The organism is Neorhizobium galegae (assembly GCF_021391675.1).
Taxonomy (GTDB): Bacteria; Pseudomonadota; Alphaproteobacteria; order Rhizobiales; family Rhizobiaceae; genus Neorhizobium; species Neorhizobium galegae_B.
Genome location: NZ_CP090095.1, coordinates 2,389,589 through 2,407,172, shown reverse-complemented (window position 1 = coordinate 2,407,172; position 17,584 = coordinate 2,389,589). Strand labels below are relative to the sequence as shown.

Sequence of the window (17,584 nt, the reverse complement as noted above, 5' to 3'; positions counted from 1 at the left end):
CCTTTGATTCATCTTTCGTTCTTTTTCGGTTGCGCTTGGCTGCAGAATCCTGCCAAGTCCTGCCATGCAATTTGCACCGCAACAGGACGAGGCCCTCAAGGCCGTTTCACAATGGCTGAAAGAGGGCCGCAGCCAGGTCTTTCGGCTGTTCGGTTATGCGGGCACCGGCAAGACCACGCTTGCCAAACATTTCGCCGAAAATGTCGATGGCGAGGTGCTGTTTGCGGCCTTTACCGGCAAGGCGGCGCAGGTTCTTCGCTCGCGTGGGGCGAGGAACGCGAAAACCATCCACTCGCTGATCTACAGGCCGCGCGGCGAGGAAGCGGTCGAGGACGATGCCGGGAAAACTTCGATCGCGCCGATGTTCTCGATCAACCGCCAGAGCCCGGTCGCCAAGGCGGCGCTGATCATCATCGACGAATGCTCGATGGTGGACGAGGCGCTCGGCAAGGACCTGATGAGCTTCGGCACGCCGATCCTGGTGCTCGGCGATCCCGGTCAGCTGCCGCCGGTGACCGGCGGAGGCTTCTTCACCGAACAGGACCCGGATTACCTGCTGACGGATATCCACCGCCAGGCGCGCGACAACCCGATCATCCAGCTCGCGATGAACGTGCGCGAGGGCAAGGAGATCATGTACGGCGACTACGGCACGGCGAAAGTGATTTCCCGCAACGAGGTGACGCAACCTTTGGTGATGGAGGCGGACCAGGTTCTGGTCGGTACCAACAAGACCCGCAAGCGCTACAATCAGCGGCTCCGGGAACTGAAAGGGTTCACCGCCGACTATCCGCAATCCGGCGACAAGCTGGTCTGCCTGCGCAACGATCCGGCCAAGGGCCTGCTCAACGGTTCGCTCTGGCAGGTGATGAGTTCGTCGCGCGAGACGGTCAAACCCGGCATCAACCTGATGATCCGGCCGGAAGACGACGACATGGATCGCGGGGCTGCCAAGATCAAGCTTCTGAAACAGGCATTCGAAGAACAGGAAGGCGAAATTCCTTGGACGACCCGCAAGCGCTATGACGAATTCGATTACGGCTATGCGCTGACCGTGCATAAAGCGCAGGGTTCGCAGTGGAACAATGTCGTGCTGTTCGATGAAAGCTGGGCGTTTCGTGACAGCCGCGAGCGCTGGCTTTATACCGCGATCACGCGCGCGGCCGAGACTCTGACGATTGTCCGCTGAGAAGGCTGGCGTGCGCTGAAAGATCGCCGGCCGATCAGTTCGGCACGAAACCGAGCAGCATCGCCTTGGCGACGGCCTGAAAGCGGTTGGTGGCCTGGAATTTCTGGATGATGTCATCCTCCATCCGGCGCAGGTCCTCGAATTCGAGGTTGAGCGCGCGGGCAAGCCGCGGCGCCGAATAACCCTCGGCCATCAGCCCCAGACACCGTTTCTCGATGTCGCTCAGGACCAGGGACATGGGCTTGGGGGTGACAAGCGCCTGATTTTCCTCCTCGGCGACCAGCAGGCTTTCGATCTGCTGCATCTGCCGGCGGATGTGGGAAATGTCGGCGGTGAGCTCCCGTTTGCGCCGCGCCAGCATGTCGTGGAACATCTCGTCCGCGTCCGCCTCCGAGGTCGCGCCGGCAAGCTCTTCCATCAGTTCCTGGATGACAGCAACCGGAATGCCGATCTCGCGACAGGCATTGATGACCGCCATCCGGTGGATCTGAACCCTGTCATAGACCCGCATGCTGCCGGAGCGGCGAGCGGTGATCAGGCCCTTTTCCTCGTAGAAGTGAAGGGTGCGATGGGTGACGCCGAAGAGGTCCGCCATTTCGGCGATCGCCACTGGCTGGCTGGGCATTTCAAAAGGGAGTGAGACCTGGGGGAGATAAGGGAAATTGCGGGCTGCTCCCGCAGGGGGCGCACCGTCGGTCATGGCCTGCATGATATCGCTCTGCATCGAGTTCCTTGCGCCTGCGTTTTGGCGTCGTGGTCAGATATGCATCTACAGGTTGCGACTTTGCGTCGAACCTCCTGGATGGAACCTCGGTACTGAGAATGCGGACCCGATTAAAATGGATGGCAGAATTCGCTGTTCAAACCGTATTCCGCCGCCTTTTGGCCTGCTCAGCGAACTCTGTTGGATGTAGATTAGCTAAAACTTTAGGAAATGGTAGCCCCGGTTGCCTCGTGAATTCTCGTCCATCAAAACTCTTTATAAGTGCATTTTCCCAAACCCGGTGGCATTGCGAAGGCGCATGGCCTAAAAGCGGATCGATTTCTCAAAGACCGGGTATTGCCATGCCGACCAAACTTTCCGTGAACCTCAATGCCGTCGCCATGCTGCGCAACCGCCGCGATCTTCCCTGGCCGAGCGTCGAGGGGCTGGGGCGCATCGCGCTCGAGGCGGGGGCGGCCGGCCTGACGGTGCATCCGCGCCCGGACCAGCGCCATATCCGCTTCACCGACCTGCCCGTTCTTCGGGCGCTGATCGACGACGAGTTTCCAGCGGCCGAGTTCAATATCGAGGGATACCCGAGTGAGGATTTCCTGGCGCTCTGCGAGGCGACCCAGCCGGAGCAGGTGACCTTGGTGCCGGACGATCCGACCCAGGCGACATCCGACCACGGGTTCGATTTCCGTGCCACGCACGAGATGCTGAAGCCGATCGTGACGCGGCTCAAGAAGGGCGGCATGCGGGTGTCGCTGTTTGCCGATGGCGACGGCGATGTCGAGGCGGTAAAGCTCGCAAGGGCGACGGGCGCCGATCGTATCGAACTCTATACCGGTCCCTATGGCGGCTGTTTCGACAATCCGGAGCGCGGAGCCGAGATCCTGGAAAAGCTGGGGCAAACGGCGGACGCGGCATTTGCCGAAGGGCTCGGCGTCAACGGCGGCCACGACCTGACGGTCGCCAACCTGCCGGCATTGGTGAAGCGCATTCCGAAGATGGCAGAAGTCTCGATCGGCCATGGCCTGACGGCGGATGCGCTCGAATACGGCATCGCGGAAACCGTGCGCCGCTTCCGCCGCGCCTGCGGCCAGGCGGTCTAGTTCGACGACGAAAGCTTCGCCTCGCAGAGCTCCAGCTCCCAGGTCTGGCCGTTGCATTCCGGCCCGAACAGGTTGTGCCTTTCCTCCGCTATGAGTCTGAAGCCCGTCGTCTCGTAGATGCGGATCGCGGCCGTAAGGCAATCGTTGGTCCAGAGCGACAGCTTTTTATAACCGGCGAGCGTCGAGAACTTGATGCATTGCTCGACCAGCGTCCGTCCGAGACCGAGGCCGCGGGCGGCGGGGGCGAGATAGAGGAGGCGCAGCTTGGCGGTGTCGCCGCTGCCATCCGCCACGATCACCGAACCGACACGTTTGCCGTCGCGTTCGGCGATCCAGCAGCGTTCGCGTTCGGGGTTGAAGTTGGCGATGAACTTGCCGGCGACCTCGGCGACCAGCCCTTCGAACTTGTCGTTCCAGCCGTATTCCCGCGCATAAGCGACCGCCTGGGCTTCGATGAGCCAGCCCATGTCGCCGATCCGGTGCGGACGGATGACGACCGATGGGGAGGGGGCGGCCGATTGCGGATCGAGAATGGTGCGGATCGCCCGCATCGAGCCGATCAGGTTTTCATGGCCGAGCGCATCCACCCCCCTGAGATCCTGGGCGATCTGCTGGCGGGAGCGTTCGCCAAGCGTCTCATATTCGGCTTGTCCCTTGTCGGTGACAATGAGGATTTGGCTGCGTTTGTCGTCGGGATCCGGCTCGCTGTCGATGAAGCCCGCCTCGCGGAATTTTTTGAGGAGCCGGCTGAGATAGGCGGGATCGAGGCCGAGATCGCGGTTGAGTTCGGTCGCCGAAACCCGTTTGCGGGCGCCCATCTCGTAAAGGATGCGCGCCTCGGTCAGCGTGTAGTCGGTGTCGAGATAGCCCTTGGCGAGAATGCCAAGCTTGTTGGTGTAGAAACGGTTGAAGGCGCGGACGGCGTCGAGAACGGCAGGATCGGTCATCGGCAGAATCTCCTATGCGAAGATTCTGTCCAATATTTATTGGACTGAGTCAAGTAACCTATGCTGCTGCCTGTTTTGCCGGCGACTGGCCGAGTGCGAAATCGACTGCGGCGGTGGCGTGGATGGCGGTGGAATCGACGCCAGGGAGCGGCAGGCCGGAGGGGTCGAGGAGGAGGCAGATTTCCGTGCAGCCGAGGATGATGCTGTCGGCGCGTTCAGCCTTCGCCTTTTCGATCATGGCGATGGCCCGGGTGCGGGAGGTTTCGAGAACCGTGCCGGCACAGAGTTCGTTGAAGATGATGTTATGGATATCGGTGCGATCGTCGGCGTCCGGCACCATGACATCGATGCCGAGCATCTTCATGCGCTCGGTATAGAAACCGTGCTCCATCGTATAGCGGGTCGCAAGCAGGAGCGGGCGGTTCAGCCCTTTCGATGTCAACGCCCTGGCGGTCTCGTCGATGACATGGATGAGGGGCACGTCGACCGCAGCCTGCACCTCCGGCGCGACGAGATGCATGGTGTTGGTGCAGATCAGAATGCATTCGGCGCCGGCGGCTCTCAGTCCGTGAGCGCTCTTGGCAAGGTGCTCGGCCGCCAGATCCCAGCGGCCGGCCTTCTGCATGTCGACGATTTCGGCGAAGTTGACGGAATGGAGCAGGAGATCGGCCGACGCAAAACCACCGAGGCGTTCGCGTACCATCTCGTTGATCAGCCGATAATACACGGCAGTGCTTTCGAAACTCATCCCGCCAATCAAGCCAATCTTGCGCATTTTTTCTCCAAACGAGATGGAATTCGGTAACTTCATCTCATTATCGCGAAATTCGGAGAGCCGCAATCCGGGAGGGGCTAGGCGGCGAGGGCGGCCTTCTGGGTCTCGAAATAGGCGGCGAGGGTCTGCGGCTTCTGGCCGGTCAGCGTCTCATAGTCGCTCGTCACCTGTTCGAAATTGCCGGCGCGGATATTGGCATCCGCCGAGACCAGCATATTCACGACGAAAGCAGGCAGGCCGGCGCCGGTAAGGCCCTGGGTCAGCTGCTCGTCGGTGACATCAACGACATCCAGCGGCTTGCCGGCAGCGGCGGATGCGCGGGCGGCGATTTCTGCGGCCGTCAGGGATTCCGAACCGGTGAGTGCGAGGGTGCGGCTGCCAGCCGGCGGATTGGCAAGGGCTGCGGCTGCGGCACGGGCGCAGTCGTCGCGGCTGATCGTGGTGATCTTTCCCGTACCAACGGACGTGTACCATTTGCCGACCTGAAGATTGTGCGGCATGCCCATCAGATAATTGTCGTGATACCAGGAGTTGCGCAGGATCGTGTAGGCGACGCCGCTCGCCTTGATGGCCTCTTCGGTGCCGAGATGGTCCGGCGCGAACGTGACCAGCGACTTGTCCGGGTTCGGCATGGACGTGTAGACGATGTGCTTCACGCCGGCCTTCTTGGCGGCGGAAACGGCGTTCCTATGCTGCGTGATGCGCTTGCCGGGCGTTGCCAGTTCGTCGGTGGAGATGATCAGCACGCGGTCGATGCCTGTGAATGCCTTCGCGAGCCCGGCTTCGTCGTCGAAATCGGCCGCGCGGGTTTCCAGACCGTTGGCGGCAAGGTCGGCGAGCTTGTTCGGATCACGGCTGGCAGCGACGATGTCGGCGGCAGCGACCTTGGATGTCTCCACCAGGTGACGCAGGACTGCGCGGCCCAGATGGCCGGCGGCGCCGGTGACGAGAAGTTTGGTCATGCGGGTTTCTTTCCTGGCAATGGCCGGCCTGAGGCGCGGCGAAGAATGTTGGTCTCAAAAAGAGACTAGCACTAGAATAAGAATTGACTTCGATTTGTAAAGGAGGCAGTTTCGAGGGAGATCGTTACTTCAAGGGAACCAACTCCATGGCCCTCAATGCAAGCCGCAAGCCGGTCCTGGACGGCAAGGAATGCGATATGTCCGGGTGGGACATGAATAACTGCCCGGTCCGGGACGTCCTCGACCGGATCGCCGGCAAATGGTCGACGCTGCTCCTCGGGGCCTTGGCGCGCCAGCCCTATCGCTTCGGCGAGCTTCGCCGGCTGGTGCCGGATATTTCGCAGCGGATGCTGACCCAGACGCTACGCGACCTGCAACGCGACGGTTATATCGAACGCGAAGTGTTTCCGACCAAGCCACCGAGCGTCGAATACCGGATGACCGATCTCGGACGCTCGCTCTTCGAGCCGCTTTCCAAGGTGCTGCTATGGGCGGAAGTCAATCATCCGTCCGTCAAGGCCGCGCGCGTGAAATACGACGAGAGCGAACTGGCTTGATGTGAAAAGGGGTTTCGATATGGCAGCCCGACATTCCCGATAAGACCCGGCAACAACCAGACCTGACCAAGACCGTCCTCCCGGCATATCCCGTAAGCGGCCGCATCTGTTCCAATGATTCGGTCAAATTCCAGCGCAGGCGGTTCGGCCCCCTTTTTGTTGCGGCCAGACATAAGGCGTTTATCGCACTTCAATCATCTTGCTGTTATGAAGCGGCAAAATGCCTGAGAAGGAGAAACCCCCATGAGCCGTTCCTGCCTTGCCGTCATCCTCGCCGCCGGCGACAGCACGCGCATGAAATCGTCGATGTCGAAAGTGCTGCATCCGATTGCCGGCCGGCCGATGATCGCCCATGTGATGGCGGCGGTAGCATCGACGGGCGTGACGGAAGCAGCGCTGGTGGTCGGCCGCGATGCGGACGGGGTTGCCAAGGCCGGCGCGGTCGAGGGTGTTGCGGTTGAGGCCTTCCTGCAGACCGAGCGTCGCGGCACGGGCCATGCGGTCCTGACGGCGAAACAAGCCATCGCCCGCGGTTACGACGACATCCTGGTCGCCTATGGCGACGTGCCCCTGGTGACCTCCGCTCCCTTCGCCGAGGCGCGAGAAAAGCTGGCCGCCGGAGCTGATGTCGTAGTGATCGGTTTTCACACCGACAAACCGACCGGTTATGGCCGGCTGCTGGTGGAAAATGGCGAGCTGATCGCCATCCGCGAAGACAAGGATGCGACGGACGAAGAGCGCAAGGTCACCTGGTGCAATAGCGGGCTGATGGCGATCAACGGCCGCAAGGCGCTGTCGCTGCTGGAGAGCATCACCAATCAGAACGCGAAGGGCGAATATTATCTGACGGACATCGTCGAGATCGCCCGTGCCGCCGGCGGCAAGGTCGTGGCGGTCGATGCGCCGGAAACGGAAGTCGCCGGCTGCAACAACCGCGCCGAGCTCGCCATGCTTGAAAAGCTCTGGCAGGAACGCCGCCGCCATCAGCTGATGATTTCGGGCGTCAGCATGATCGCGCCGGAAACCGTCTTCCTTTCCTATGATACGCAGATCGGCCAGGACGCGCTGATCGAGCCGAACGTTGTCTTCGGTCCGGGCGTCAGGATCGACAGCGGGGCAGTGATCCACGCCTTTTCCCATATCGAGGGCGCCCATGTCAGCGGCGGCGCGACGGTCGGGCCTTTCGCGCGGCTCCGCCCCGGTGCTGATCTCGCCGTAGGCTCCAAGGTCGGCAATTTCTGCGAGGTCAAGAATGCCAGGATCGACGAGGGCGCCAAGGTCAACCACCTGACTTATATCGGCGACGCCTTTGTCGGCTCCCATTCCAATATCGGCGCGGGCACGATCACCTGCAACTATGACGGCGTCAACAAGCACGAGACGCGGATCGGTGCCAACGCCTTTGTCGGATCGAACTCGTCGCTCGTCGCACCCGTCTCGATCGGCGACGGCGCTTATGTCGCCTCGGGAAGCGTCATCACCGAAAACGTGCCGGCCGATGCGCTGGCCCTCGGCCGTGCCCGCCAGGAAGTGAAGCCGGAGCGTGCGAAAATCCTCCGCGAGCGGGCGCTTGCCTTCAAGGCGGCCAAGAAGGCGCAGAAGTAACCCGGCCATTAACATTTGCGCGTTACTTTCCGACATCGAAAGTGACCGGCGGGCCGATTGCGCAAAACCAGCAATCGGCTAGGAGTTCGCGCGGGTTCCACGAAGCGGAAAGGGTCGTTCATGTGCGGAATTGTCGGGATCGTCGGAAATTCGCCGGTGGCGGCGCGTCTGGTCGATGCGTTGCGAAGGCTCGAATACCGCGGTTATGATTCCGCCGGCGTCGCGACGGTCCACGAGGGCCGCATGGATCGCCGCCGCGCCGAAGGCAAGCTCTTCAATCTCGAAAAGAGGCTCGACGCCGAGCCGCTGCCCGGTACGATCGGCATCGCCCACACCCGCTGGGCGACCCACGGCGTCCCGAACGAGACCAATGCCCATCCGCATTTCGTCGATGGCGTCGCCGTCGTCCATAACGGCATCATCGAGAATTTTTCCGAGCTGAAGGACGAGCTGCTGGCCGAAGGCGCGGTCTTCGAAAGCCAGACCGATACGGAAGTCGTTGCACACCTGCTCGCCAAATACACCCGCCAGGGACTGGACCACCGTGCCGCCATGCTGGCGACCCTGAACCGGGTTTCCGGCGCCTATGCGCTGGTGGTGATGTTCGAGGACGATCCGGGCACGATCATGGCCGCCCGTTTCGGACCACCGCTGGCGATCGGCCATGGCCGCGGCGAAATGTTCCTGGGGTCCGATGCGATCGCGCTGTCGCCGTTCACCAACGAGATCACCTATCTGGTCGACGGCGACTGCGCCGTCATGACCCACAAGGGCGCCGAGATCATCGACTACGACGGCAGGCCGGTGAAGCGGCAGAGCCAGATTTCCCAGGCATCGGCCTTCATGGTCGACAAGGGCAACCACCGCCATTTCATGGAGAAGGAGATCTACGAACAGCCGGAGATCATCTCCCATGCGCTCAGCCACTATATCGATTTCGCCGCCCATACGGTGAAGGCGAACGATACGGCGATCGATTTCGGCAAGGTGACGGGTCTGGCGATCGCCGCCTGCGGCACGGCATACCTGTCCGGCCTGATCGGCAAATACTGGTTCGAGCGTTATGCGCGCCTGCCCGTCGAAATCGACGTCGCCTCCGAATTCCGCTATCGCGAACTGCCGCTGTCGCCGTCCCAGGCGGCGCTGTTCATTTCCCAGTCGGGCGAAACCGCCGATACGCTCGCCTCGCTGCGTTACTGCAAGGACAACGGCCTCAAGATCGGCGCGGTGGTCAACGTCAAGGAATCGACCATTGCCCGCGAATCGGATGCGATCTTTCCGATCCTGGCTGGCCCGGAAATCGGCGTCGCCTCCACCAAGGCCTTTACCTGCCAGCTTGCGGTCCTCGCCGCGCTCGCGATCGGTGCCGGCCGCGCCCGCGGCACGGTGACGGCGGGCGACGAGAAGGCGATGGTGAAGCACCTTGCCGAAATGCCGCGGATCATGAGCCGGGTGCTGAACGATATCCAGCCGCAGATCGAGGCGCTGGCGCGCGAGCTGTCGCGCTTCAAGGACGTGCTTTATCTCGGCCGTGGCACCAGTTTTCCGCTCGCCATGGAAGGCGCGCTGAAGCTCAAGGAAATATCCTATATCCACGCGGAAGGTTATGCCGCAGGCGAACTGAAGCATGGCCCGATCGCGCTGATCGACGAGCACATGCCGGTGATCGTCATCGCGCCGCATGATCGCTTCTTCGAAAAGACCGTTTCCAACATGCAGGAAGTGGCGGCGCGCGGCGGCAAGATCATCTTCATCACCGACGAGAAGGGCGCTGCGGCGTCCAAGCTGCCGACCATGGCGACAATCGCGCTGCCGAATGTCGACGAGATCATCGCGCCGATGATCTTCTCGCTGCCGATCCAGCTTCTCGCCTATCATACGGCGGTGTTCATGGGCACCGATGTCGACCAGCCGCGCAATCTGGCGAAATCCGTCACGGTGGAATGATATCCACCGGCTTTTCCTTGCATCGCAACATCGCATCCGGCATTGTCGCATCAATGATTGCGGCAATGCTTAGGGTATGCAGGGAAACCGAATGAGCGACAGTCCAGAGCGAATATCGCTGGCCGGCCGCCTCAGGAACAACTTCCTAACCGGCCTGATCATCTGCGCGCCGCTTGCCATCACCATCTGGCTCACCTTCACCTTCATCGACTGGGCGGATAGCTGGGTCACGCCCTATATTCCGCAGCGCTACGACCCTCAATATTACTTCAACATCACCATTCCCGGCACCGGTCTGCTGATTGCAGTGGTGTTCATCACCATCATCGGCTTTCTCGGCAAGAACCTGATCGGCCGTTCGATCGTCAAGTTCGGCGAATCGATCCTGCACCGCATGCCGTTGATCCGCAGCATTTATAAGAGCATCAAACAGATCTTCGAGACTGTGCTGAAGGAACAGTCGACCTCCTTCAAGCGATGCGGGCTGATCGAGTTTCCGAGCCCCGGCATGTGGGCGCTGGTGTTCATTTCGGGCGACGCGCAGGGAGAGATCGCCGCAAAGCTCAATGTGGATGGCGATGAAATGGTCGGCGTCTTCTTGCCGCCGACGCCGGTTCCGACCGCCGGTTTCCTGATGTTCGTGCCGAAGAGCAAGATCGTCATGCTCGACATGACACCGGAAGAAGGCGCCAAACTCTTGATATCGGGCGGGTTGATCGCGCCGGACTACAAGCCCGTCCCCGGCGCACCGACCGCCGTCCTGCCGGCTCCGAAAATGCAGGCCTGATCTACCCGGCTCTCAGGAACCGGATCGCCTCGTCGCGGCGGTGCAGATAAAGCAGCACGCGCATGTTCTGGCCGCGTTCGCTGGTGAGCTCCGGATCCCGCTCCAGCAGATAGGCCGCGTCCTTGCGGGCAATTTCCAGCAGGTCCGCATGCGCCTCCAGGCTGGCGATCCGGAAACCGGGCGTGCCGGACTGGCGGGTACCGAGCAGCTCGCCTTCGCCGCGCAATTTCAGATCTTCTTCAGCGATCAGAAAACCGTCCTCGCTGTCGCGCAGGATCGACAGCCGCGCCCGGCCGGTCTCACTCAAAGGCCCCTTGTAGAGCAGGATGCAGGTCGATGCCTCGTCGCCGCGCCCGACGCGGCCGCGCAGCTGATGCAGCTGGGCGAGCCCGAACCGCTCCGCATGCTCGATCACCATGATCGTCGCATCCGGAACGTCGACGCCGACTTCGACGACGGTGGTCGCGACCAGCAGCCGGATCTCGCCGGTCTTGAAGGCGCCCATCACAGCGTCCTTTTCCGGCCCGCTCATGCGGCCATGGATCAGGCCGACATCGCGGCCGAGTTCCTTGGCGAGCACCGCATAACGTTCCTCCGCGGACATCAGGTCGGAGACATCCGATTCCTCGACAAGCGGGCAGATCCAATAGGCTTTTTTTCCTTCACCAATCGCGCCCCTGAGCCGGGCAACGATGTCGCCGATCCGCTCGGTGGGGATGGTGACGGTCTGGATCGGCTTGCGGCCGGCCGGTTTTTCCGTGAGCTTCGAGACGTCCATGTCCCCGAAGGCCGCGAGCACCAGCGTGCGGGGAATGGGCGTCGCGGTCATCACCAGCATGTGCGGGGAAATGCCCTTGGCGGTGAGCCGCAGGCGCTGATGCACGCCGAACCGGTGCTGTTCGTCCACCACGGCGAGCATCAAATTGTGATAGTTGATCGCATCTTGAAAGAGCGCATGAGTGCCGATGATGATCTGCGCTTCGCCCGAGGCAATCCGCTCGATGATCTGGTCGCGCTCGCGTCCCTTGGTGCGGCCGGTCAGTACCTCGACGGTCACACCTGCCGCACCGGTGAGCTTCGAGATCGTCGCAAAATGCTGGCGGGCGAGGATTTCGGTCGGCGCCATCAGCACGGCCTGGCCGCCAGCCTCGACAGCGGCGGATATGGCGAGCAGTGCGACCAGCGTCTTGCCGGCCCCGACATCGCCCTGCAGCAACCGCAGCATGCGGTCCTCGGCGGCCATGTCCCTGATGATGTCCTCGACCGCCGCTTTCTGGCTCGGCGTCAGCGAAAAGGGCAGACCGGCGATGATCCTTGCGGCAAGTTCGCCCTTCACCCGGATCGGCTGGCCTGGAACCTTGCGCACCTTCTGGCGCACCAGCGACAGGGAGACCTGGCCGGCGAGGAACTCGTCATAGGCGAGCCGGCGGCGGGCAGGGGATTGCGGATCGATATCCGCTGCGTCGCGCGGATCGTGCAGCCCGCGAAAGGCCTCCGCCACGGATGGGAACCCCTGGCGCAAGGTCAGCGCCTCATCGGCCCATTCCGGCAGGTCCGGCAGCCGGGCGACGGCACCCTCGATCGCCTTGCGCAATACTTTTGGCATCAAGCCGGCCGTCATCGGATAGACCGGCTCCACCAGTGGCAGGCTTTCTGCTTCGGATGCTTTCACGATGAAATCCGGATGCACCATCGAGGGCCGGCCGTTGAACCAGTCGACCTTGCCGCTGACCATGACCATCTCGTCGATCGGCAGCGATTTTTCCAGCCAGTTGCCTTTGGCCCGGAAGAAGGTGAGTGCCAGTTCCCCGGTGTCGTCATGCAGGAATACGCGGTAGGGCATATTGGACTTGCCGGGCGGTGGCGGCTGATGCCGATCGACCCGGCCTTCGATGGTGACGATCGCTCCCTGTGGCGACAGCGCGATGCCAGGCCGGGTGCGCCGGTCGATCAGCGAGGAGGGCGCGTGGAAGAGCAGATCGACGACGCGGCATTCGTCCGGATCGTCACGGCCGGTGACGCGGGCGATCAGTTCGGCAAGCTTCGGCCCGACACCGGCAAGCGAGGCGACGGGCGAGAACAGCGGATCGAGTATGGCGGGACGCATGGCGCGCAAAATGCGATGGATTTTGCCCATTTGGCAAGGTGACGAGGACGGAAAAGCGTCCTATATGAACCGGCAAAACAAGGACACGGCCATGACAGGACTATCCCGCACCAGCGCGGATCTCGACCCGCGCCGCCGGCGCATCCTCTATCGCTGCTGGCATCGCGGCATCCGGGAAATGGACCTGGTTCTCGGGAGTTTTGCGGAAGCCGAGATCGGCAAGCTCGGGGAAGCGGAACTCGACGAATTCGAAGCGATCATGGGCGAGGACGACCACGACCTGCATGCCTGGATCACCGGTGCTCAAGCCTTGCCCGAGCACATGAAGACGCCGCTTTTCGCCCGCGTCGCCGCCTATACGCCGGATTTCGATCCCGTCACCAAGGCTTCCCTGGAAGCAAGGCTCGGTCACAAGATATGAATTCTGGCCCGATGATTCCCGGATTCGACGCGAAGAAGATCGCCGCGGCGCAAACCCCGCTGACCATAGGCAATGTGCCGCCGGGCATGGAGCCGCTGATCGTGGCCGAGCTCGCCCGCGCCGGCCAGGCGGTCGCCTATGTCTTCTCGGACGGCCAGCGCATGCTCGATCTGGAACAGATGCTGTCCTTCGTGGCGCCGGAAATCCCGGTCCTGACACTGCCGGCCTGGGACTGTCTTCCCTATGACCGCGTTTCTCCGAGCGCCGATGTCTCCGCCCGTAGACTGGCGGCCCTGTCGGGGCTGATCTCGCATGCCAAGAAGCCGCATGCGGCGATCGTGCTCGTCACCGTCAATGCAATGCTGCAGAAGATCGCTCCTGCCGAGATTATCGAGAGCCTGGCCTTCTCAGCCAAGCCCGGCAACCAGATCCGCATGGACGACATCGCGGCGCGGCTGGAGCGCAACGGGTTCGAGCGTGTCGCGACGGTGCGCGAAGTCGGCGAATTCGCCGTGCGCGGCGGCATTCTCGATGTCTTCGTGCCGGGCACGGAAGAGCCGGTGCGCCTCGACTTCTTCGGCGATACGCTGGAATCGATCCGCTCGTTCGATCCCGCGAGCCAGCGTACCACCGGCCAGGCGCGGGCTCTCGACCTCAATCCGATGAGCGAGGTGACGCTGACGCCGGACACGATCAGCCGTTTCCGCAAAAACTACCTGTCGCTATTCGGCGCCGCGACCCGCGACGACGCGCTTTATCAGGCGGTCTCGGAAGGCCGGCGTTACCCCGGCATGGAACACTGGCTGCCGCTGTTCTACGATGGTCTCGAAACCGCCTTCGATTACCTCAAGGGTTTCCGGATCGTCACCGACCACACGGCGCGCGAGGCGGCCGGCGAGCGTTCGAAACTGGTGCTCGACTATTACGAGGCACGGCGCGACAGCGGCACCCAGGGCAAGGGTGCAGCCGCCCAAGCGGCGCCCTACAAGCCGGTTTCGCCGGGTCAGCTCTACCTCGAGAGCAAGGCTTTTGCCGCAGCACTCGATGGGGTCAACGCGGTGCGCCTGACGCCGTTCAACGAGATGGATGCGGAAGGTCGCCGGGTGGTGACTTTGGATGCGCATGCCGGCCCACGCTGGGCGAAGAACCAGACGGAGGAGAAAGATCGCGACGAACGCGTCAACGTCTTCGACCTCGTCGTCAAGCATATCGCCGACAAGCGCGCCGAGGGCGCCAAGGTTCTTGTCACCGGCTGGTCCGCCGGCTCGCTAGACCGGCTGCTGCAGGTGCTCGACGAGCGCGGGCTGAAGCGCATCAACCAGATCGACAAGCTTGCCGATCTCGACAAGCTGGAAAAAGGCGAGGCTGCGTCTGCCGTTCTCAGCCTCGAAGCCGGTTTCGAGACGGGCAATATCGTCGTCATCGGCGAACAGGACATTCTTGGCGACCGCATGGTCCGCCGCGGCAAGCGCCGCAAGCGCGGCGCCAATTTCCTGACCGAAGTCGCCGGCCTCGACGAAGGTTCTCTGGTCGTCCATGCCGAGCACGGCATCGGTAAATTCGTCGGCCTGGTGACAATCGAGGCCGCCGGCGCCCCGCGTGCCTGCCTCGAGCTCCACTATGCCGACCAGGCAAAACTCTTCCTGCCGGTCGAGAATATCGATCTCCTGTCGCGCTATGGCTCGGACGCGGCGGAAGCCCAACTCGACAGGCTTGGCGGCGGCGCCTGGCAGGCCCGCAAGGCGAAGCTCAAGAAACGCCTGCTCGATATGGCGGACGCGCTGATCCGCATCGCCGCCACCCGCATCACCCGCCGCGCGCCGGTTCTGACCACGCCGGAAGGGCTCTACGACGAATTCGCCGCCCGCTTCCCCTATGACGAGACCGAGGACCAGGCGACGGCGATCGATTCCGTGCGCGACGATCTCGGTGCCGGCCGACCCATGGACCGCCTCGTCTGCGGCGACGTCGGTTTCGGCAAGACGGAAGTGGCGTTGCGTGCCGCTTTCTTCGCCGCCATGAACGGCGCGCAGGTCGCGGTCGTCGTGCCGACCACGCTTCTCTCCCGCCAGCATTTCAAGACGTTTCGCGAGCGTTTTCGCGGACTGCCGATCAAGGTCGAGCAGGCGTCGCGGCTGGTGCCCGCCAAGGAACTCGCCCAGACCAAGAAGGACCTCGCCGATGGCAAGGTCGATATCGTCGTCGGCACCCACGCGCTGCTCGGCGCCGGCATCCAGTTCGCCAATCTCGGCCTGCTGATCATCGACGAGGAGCAGCATTTCGGCGTCAAGCACAAGGAGCGGCTGAAGGAGCTGAAGAGCGACGTGCACGTCCTGACGCTCTCGGCGACGCCGATCCCGCGCACGCTGCAGCTTGCCATGACCGGCGTTCGCGAACTGTCGCTGATCACCACGCCGCCGGTCGACCGCATGGCGGTCCGCACCTTCATCTCGCCCTTCGATCCGCTGGTCATCCGCGAGACGCTGATGCGCGAGCATTATCGCGGCGGCCAGAGTTTCTACGTCTGCCCGCGTCTTGCGGACCTTCCGGAGATCCAGGCTTTCCTCCAGTCGGACGTGCCGGAACTGAAGGTCGCGGTTGCCCATGGCCAGATGGCGGCAGGTGAACTCGAAGACATCATGAATGCCTTCTACGACGGCAAATACGATGTGCTTCTGTCGACGACCATCGTTGAATCCGGCCTCGACGTGCCGACCGCCAATACGCTGATCGTCCATCGTGCCGACATGTTCGGCCTGGCCCAGCTCTACCAGCTCCGCGGCCGCGTTGGCCGTTCCAAGGTGCGCGCCTTCGCGTTGTTCACGCTGCCGGTCAACAAACAGCTGACGACGACCGCCGAGCGTCGCCTGAAAGTGCTGCAGTCGCTCGATACGCTCGGCGCCGGCTTCCAGCTCGCCAGCCACGACCTCGATATCCGCGGCGCTGGCAACCTCTTGGGCGAGGAACAGTCCGGCCATATCAAGGAAGTCGGTTTCGAGCTCTACCAGCAGATGCTGGAGGAAGCCGTGGCTGAGGTGAAGGGCGACGACGAGATCACCGATACCGGCTGGTCGCCGCAGATTTCCGTCGGCATCACCGTGATGATCCCGGAAACCTACGTGCCCGACCTGCATCTGCGCATGGGCCTCTACCGCCGTCTCGGCGAAGTCACGGACCTGTCGGAGATCGACGGTTTCGGCGCGGAAATGGTCGATCGTTTCGGCCCGATGCCGACCGAAGTGCAGAACCTGTTGAAGGTCGTCTACATCAAGTCGCTCTGCCGCAAGGCCAATGTCGAGAAGCTCGATGCCGGCCCCAAGGGCATCGTCGTCACCTTCCGCGACAAGCAGTTCCCGAACCCGGCCAACCTTGTCGGTTATATTGCCAAGCAGGGGACGCTCGCAAAGATCCGCCCGGACCACAGCGTGTTCCTGACCCGCGACCTGCCGACCCCGGAAAAGCGGTTGACGACCGCGGCCCAGGTGATGACCCAGTTCGCTGAATTGGCCAAAACGTAATTACATATCGGATTTGCTGTCGGGGACGGTGACTACGGCGGCTTGCTGATCCGTCGCGACGGATGCGGGCAGGCGCACATCGCGTGCCCGCTCGCGGGCGAGCGTCAGGAGACCGGAACCGATGATCAGCACGATGCCGATCAGCATCGGCAGGTCGACCCTGTCGCCGAAGATAAGATAGCCGAACAGGATGGCCCAGAGCATCTGGCTGTATTGGGTTGGCCCGATCACGGCGGCGGGCGCATAGTTGGCGGCATACATCAGCCAGACGGTCGCCAGCGCTCCCAGCAGCCCATAGCCCGCGAGCATGGCCCATTGCTGCAGTGTCGGCCAATGGAAATCCGGGATCATCAGTACGCCGAGGATGACGAGAACGCCAAGCACGCCGGCGCCGTAGAGCGAGATGTGTTTTTCCGACGGTCCGATGGCGCGATAGACGATGATCGAGATCGCTCCGGAAAGCCCGGCAAACACCGCGCCGACATGCCCGATCGAAAGCTCGCGGAAACCGGGGCGCAATATCACCATAACGCCGACGAAGCCGATGATCACGGCGCTCCAGCGCCGGATTCCGACCGTCTCCTTGAGGAACAGCACCGACATGATCGTCACGAAGGACGGCAGCAGGAAGATCAGCGCGAAGGCTTCCGCCATCGACAGATAGGTGAAGGCCGCGACGCTGCCGATCGTCCCGATGGCCGCGGAGAAGAAGCGCAGGACCCAGAGAGGCCGATTGGTGCTTCGCACCACGTCAAGCCAACTGTCGCCTGGTTTCATGAGATAGGGAAAACCGGCGAGCATGAAGACGGCGCCGAAAAAGCCCATTTCATAGGGTGTGAGCGCGCCATCGATCATCTTGACGCTGGCATCGCTCCAGGAATAGGCGGCAAACGAGGCGAAGGCGAGAAGAACGCCCTTCAGGCTCTGGTCGGTACGCACGCGGTCGGTCCG

At 62.6% G+C, this 17,584-nt stretch carries 14 protein-coding genes; 8 read left to right on the top strand and 6 right to left on the bottom strand.

All coding sequences use genetic code 11. The features are described 5' to 3' along the window. The first annotated feature begins 64 nt into the window (after positions 1 to 64). Positions 65 to 1,189: an ATP-dependent DNA helicase gene (locus LZK81_RS12045; RefSeq protein WP_046606969.1), complete on the top strand. Its 1,125-nt coding sequence runs from the start codon at positions 65 to 67 to the stop codon at positions 1,187 to 1,189. Between the two features lie 34 nt (positions 1,190 to 1,223). Here LZK81_RS12045 and LZK81_RS12040 read toward each other — a convergent pair whose 3' ends face one another. After that, positions 1,224 to 1,913, bottom strand: a complete 690-nt coding sequence (locus tag LZK81_RS12040) for a MerR family transcriptional regulator (protein ID WP_233953434.1) — start codon at positions 1,911 to 1,913, stop codon at positions 1,224 to 1,226. A 341-nt stretch (positions 1,914 to 2,254) separates the two neighbouring features. Between LZK81_RS12040 and LZK81_RS12035 the strand changes: the two genes are divergently transcribed. Then, positions 2,255 to 3,007 carry a pyridoxine 5'-phosphate synthase gene (locus LZK81_RS12035; protein WP_233953433.1) on the top strand — a complete coding sequence of 251 codons (753 nt, stop codon included), beginning with the start codon at positions 2,255 to 2,257 and terminating at the stop codon, positions 3,005 to 3,007. Here LZK81_RS12035 and LZK81_RS12030 read toward each other — a convergent pair. The 3 genes from LZK81_RS12030 to LZK81_RS12020 form a co-directional block, all read right to left on the bottom strand. Beyond that, on the bottom strand, positions 3,004 to 3,954 hold the full coding sequence (locus LZK81_RS12030) for a bifunctional helix-turn-helix transcriptional regulator/GNAT family N-acetyltransferase (protein WP_233953432.1): 951 nt from the start codon (positions 3,952 to 3,954) through the stop codon (positions 3,004 to 3,006). The two genes, LZK81_RS12035 and LZK81_RS12030, sit on opposite strands and share 4 nt — an antisense overlap. Positions 3,955 to 4,012: 58 nt before the next feature. After that, a complete protein-coding gene (locus LZK81_RS12025; RefSeq protein WP_233953431.1) occupies positions 4,013 to 4,729 on the bottom strand; it encodes an aspartate/glutamate racemase family protein in 717 nt (238 codons plus the stop codon). Positions 4,730 to 4,806: 77 nt separating this feature from the next. Further along, entirely contained in the window at positions 4,807 to 5,691 is an 885-nt protein-coding gene (locus LZK81_RS12020) for an SDR family oxidoreductase (RefSeq protein ID WP_046608771.1), read from the bottom strand. 146 nt (positions 5,692 to 5,837) lie between these two features. On the opposite strand from LZK81_RS12020, the gene LZK81_RS12015 reads away from it, so the two are divergent. The 4 genes from LZK81_RS12015 to LZK81_RS12000 all read left to right on the top strand — a co-directional run bounded on the left by LZK81_RS12015 (position 5,838) and on the right by LZK81_RS12000 (position 10,587). Then, complete coding sequence (locus LZK81_RS12015) at positions 5,838 to 6,248, top strand: winged helix-turn-helix transcriptional regulator (protein WP_046608772.1); 411 nt, start codon at positions 5,838 to 5,840, stop codon at positions 6,246 to 6,248. Positions 6,249 to 6,491: 243 nt separating this feature from the next. After that, positions 6,492 to 7,853, top strand: a complete 1,362-nt coding sequence (gene glmU, locus LZK81_RS12010) for a bifunctional UDP-N-acetylglucosamine diphosphorylase/glucosamine-1-phosphate N-acetyltransferase GlmU (RefSeq protein ID WP_046608773.1) — start codon at positions 6,492 to 6,494, stop codon at positions 7,851 to 7,853. A 120-nt stretch (positions 7,854 to 7,973) separates the two neighbouring features. Beyond that, positions 7,974 to 9,800: a glutamine--fructose-6-phosphate transaminase (isomerizing) gene (gene glmS / locus LZK81_RS12005; protein ID WP_233953430.1), complete on the top strand. Its 1,827-nt coding sequence runs from the start codon at positions 7,974 to 7,976 to the stop codon at positions 9,798 to 9,800. Between the two features lie 91 nt (positions 9,801 to 9,891). Continuing rightward, positions 9,892 to 10,587, top strand: a complete 696-nt coding sequence (locus LZK81_RS12000; RefSeq protein WP_233953429.1) for a DUF502 domain-containing protein — start codon at positions 9,892 to 9,894, stop codon at positions 10,585 to 10,587. A gap of 1 nt (position 10,588) precedes the next feature. On the opposite strand, the gene recG is transcribed toward LZK81_RS12000, so the two are convergent. Continuing rightward, complete coding sequence (recG, locus tag LZK81_RS11995; RefSeq protein WP_233953428.1) at positions 10,589 to 12,694, bottom strand: ATP-dependent DNA helicase RecG; 2,106 nt, start codon at positions 12,692 to 12,694, stop codon at positions 10,589 to 10,591. 91 nt (positions 12,695 to 12,785) lie between these two features. Between recG and LZK81_RS11990 the strand changes: the two genes are divergently transcribed. Together LZK81_RS11990 and mfd are read left to right on the top strand one after the other, a co-directional pair. Further along, positions 12,786 to 13,115, top strand: coding sequence for a succinate dehydrogenase assembly factor 2 (locus LZK81_RS11990; RefSeq protein WP_233953427.1), 330 nt, complete (start codon positions 12,786 to 12,788; stop codon positions 13,113 to 13,115). A gap of 11 nt (positions 13,116 to 13,126) precedes the next feature. Next, complete coding sequence (gene mfd, locus LZK81_RS11985) at positions 13,127 to 16,633, top strand: transcription-repair coupling factor (RefSeq protein WP_233953426.1); 3,507 nt, start codon at positions 13,127 to 13,129, stop codon at positions 16,631 to 16,633. Here mfd and LZK81_RS11980 read toward each other — a convergent pair whose 3' ends face one another. After that, positions 16,634 to 17,572 carry a DMT family transporter gene (locus LZK81_RS11980; protein ID WP_233953425.1) on the bottom strand — a complete coding sequence of 313 codons (939 nt, stop codon included), beginning with the start codon at positions 17,570 to 17,572 and terminating at the stop codon, positions 16,634 to 16,636. Positions 17,573 to 17,584: the final 12 nt, after the last annotated feature.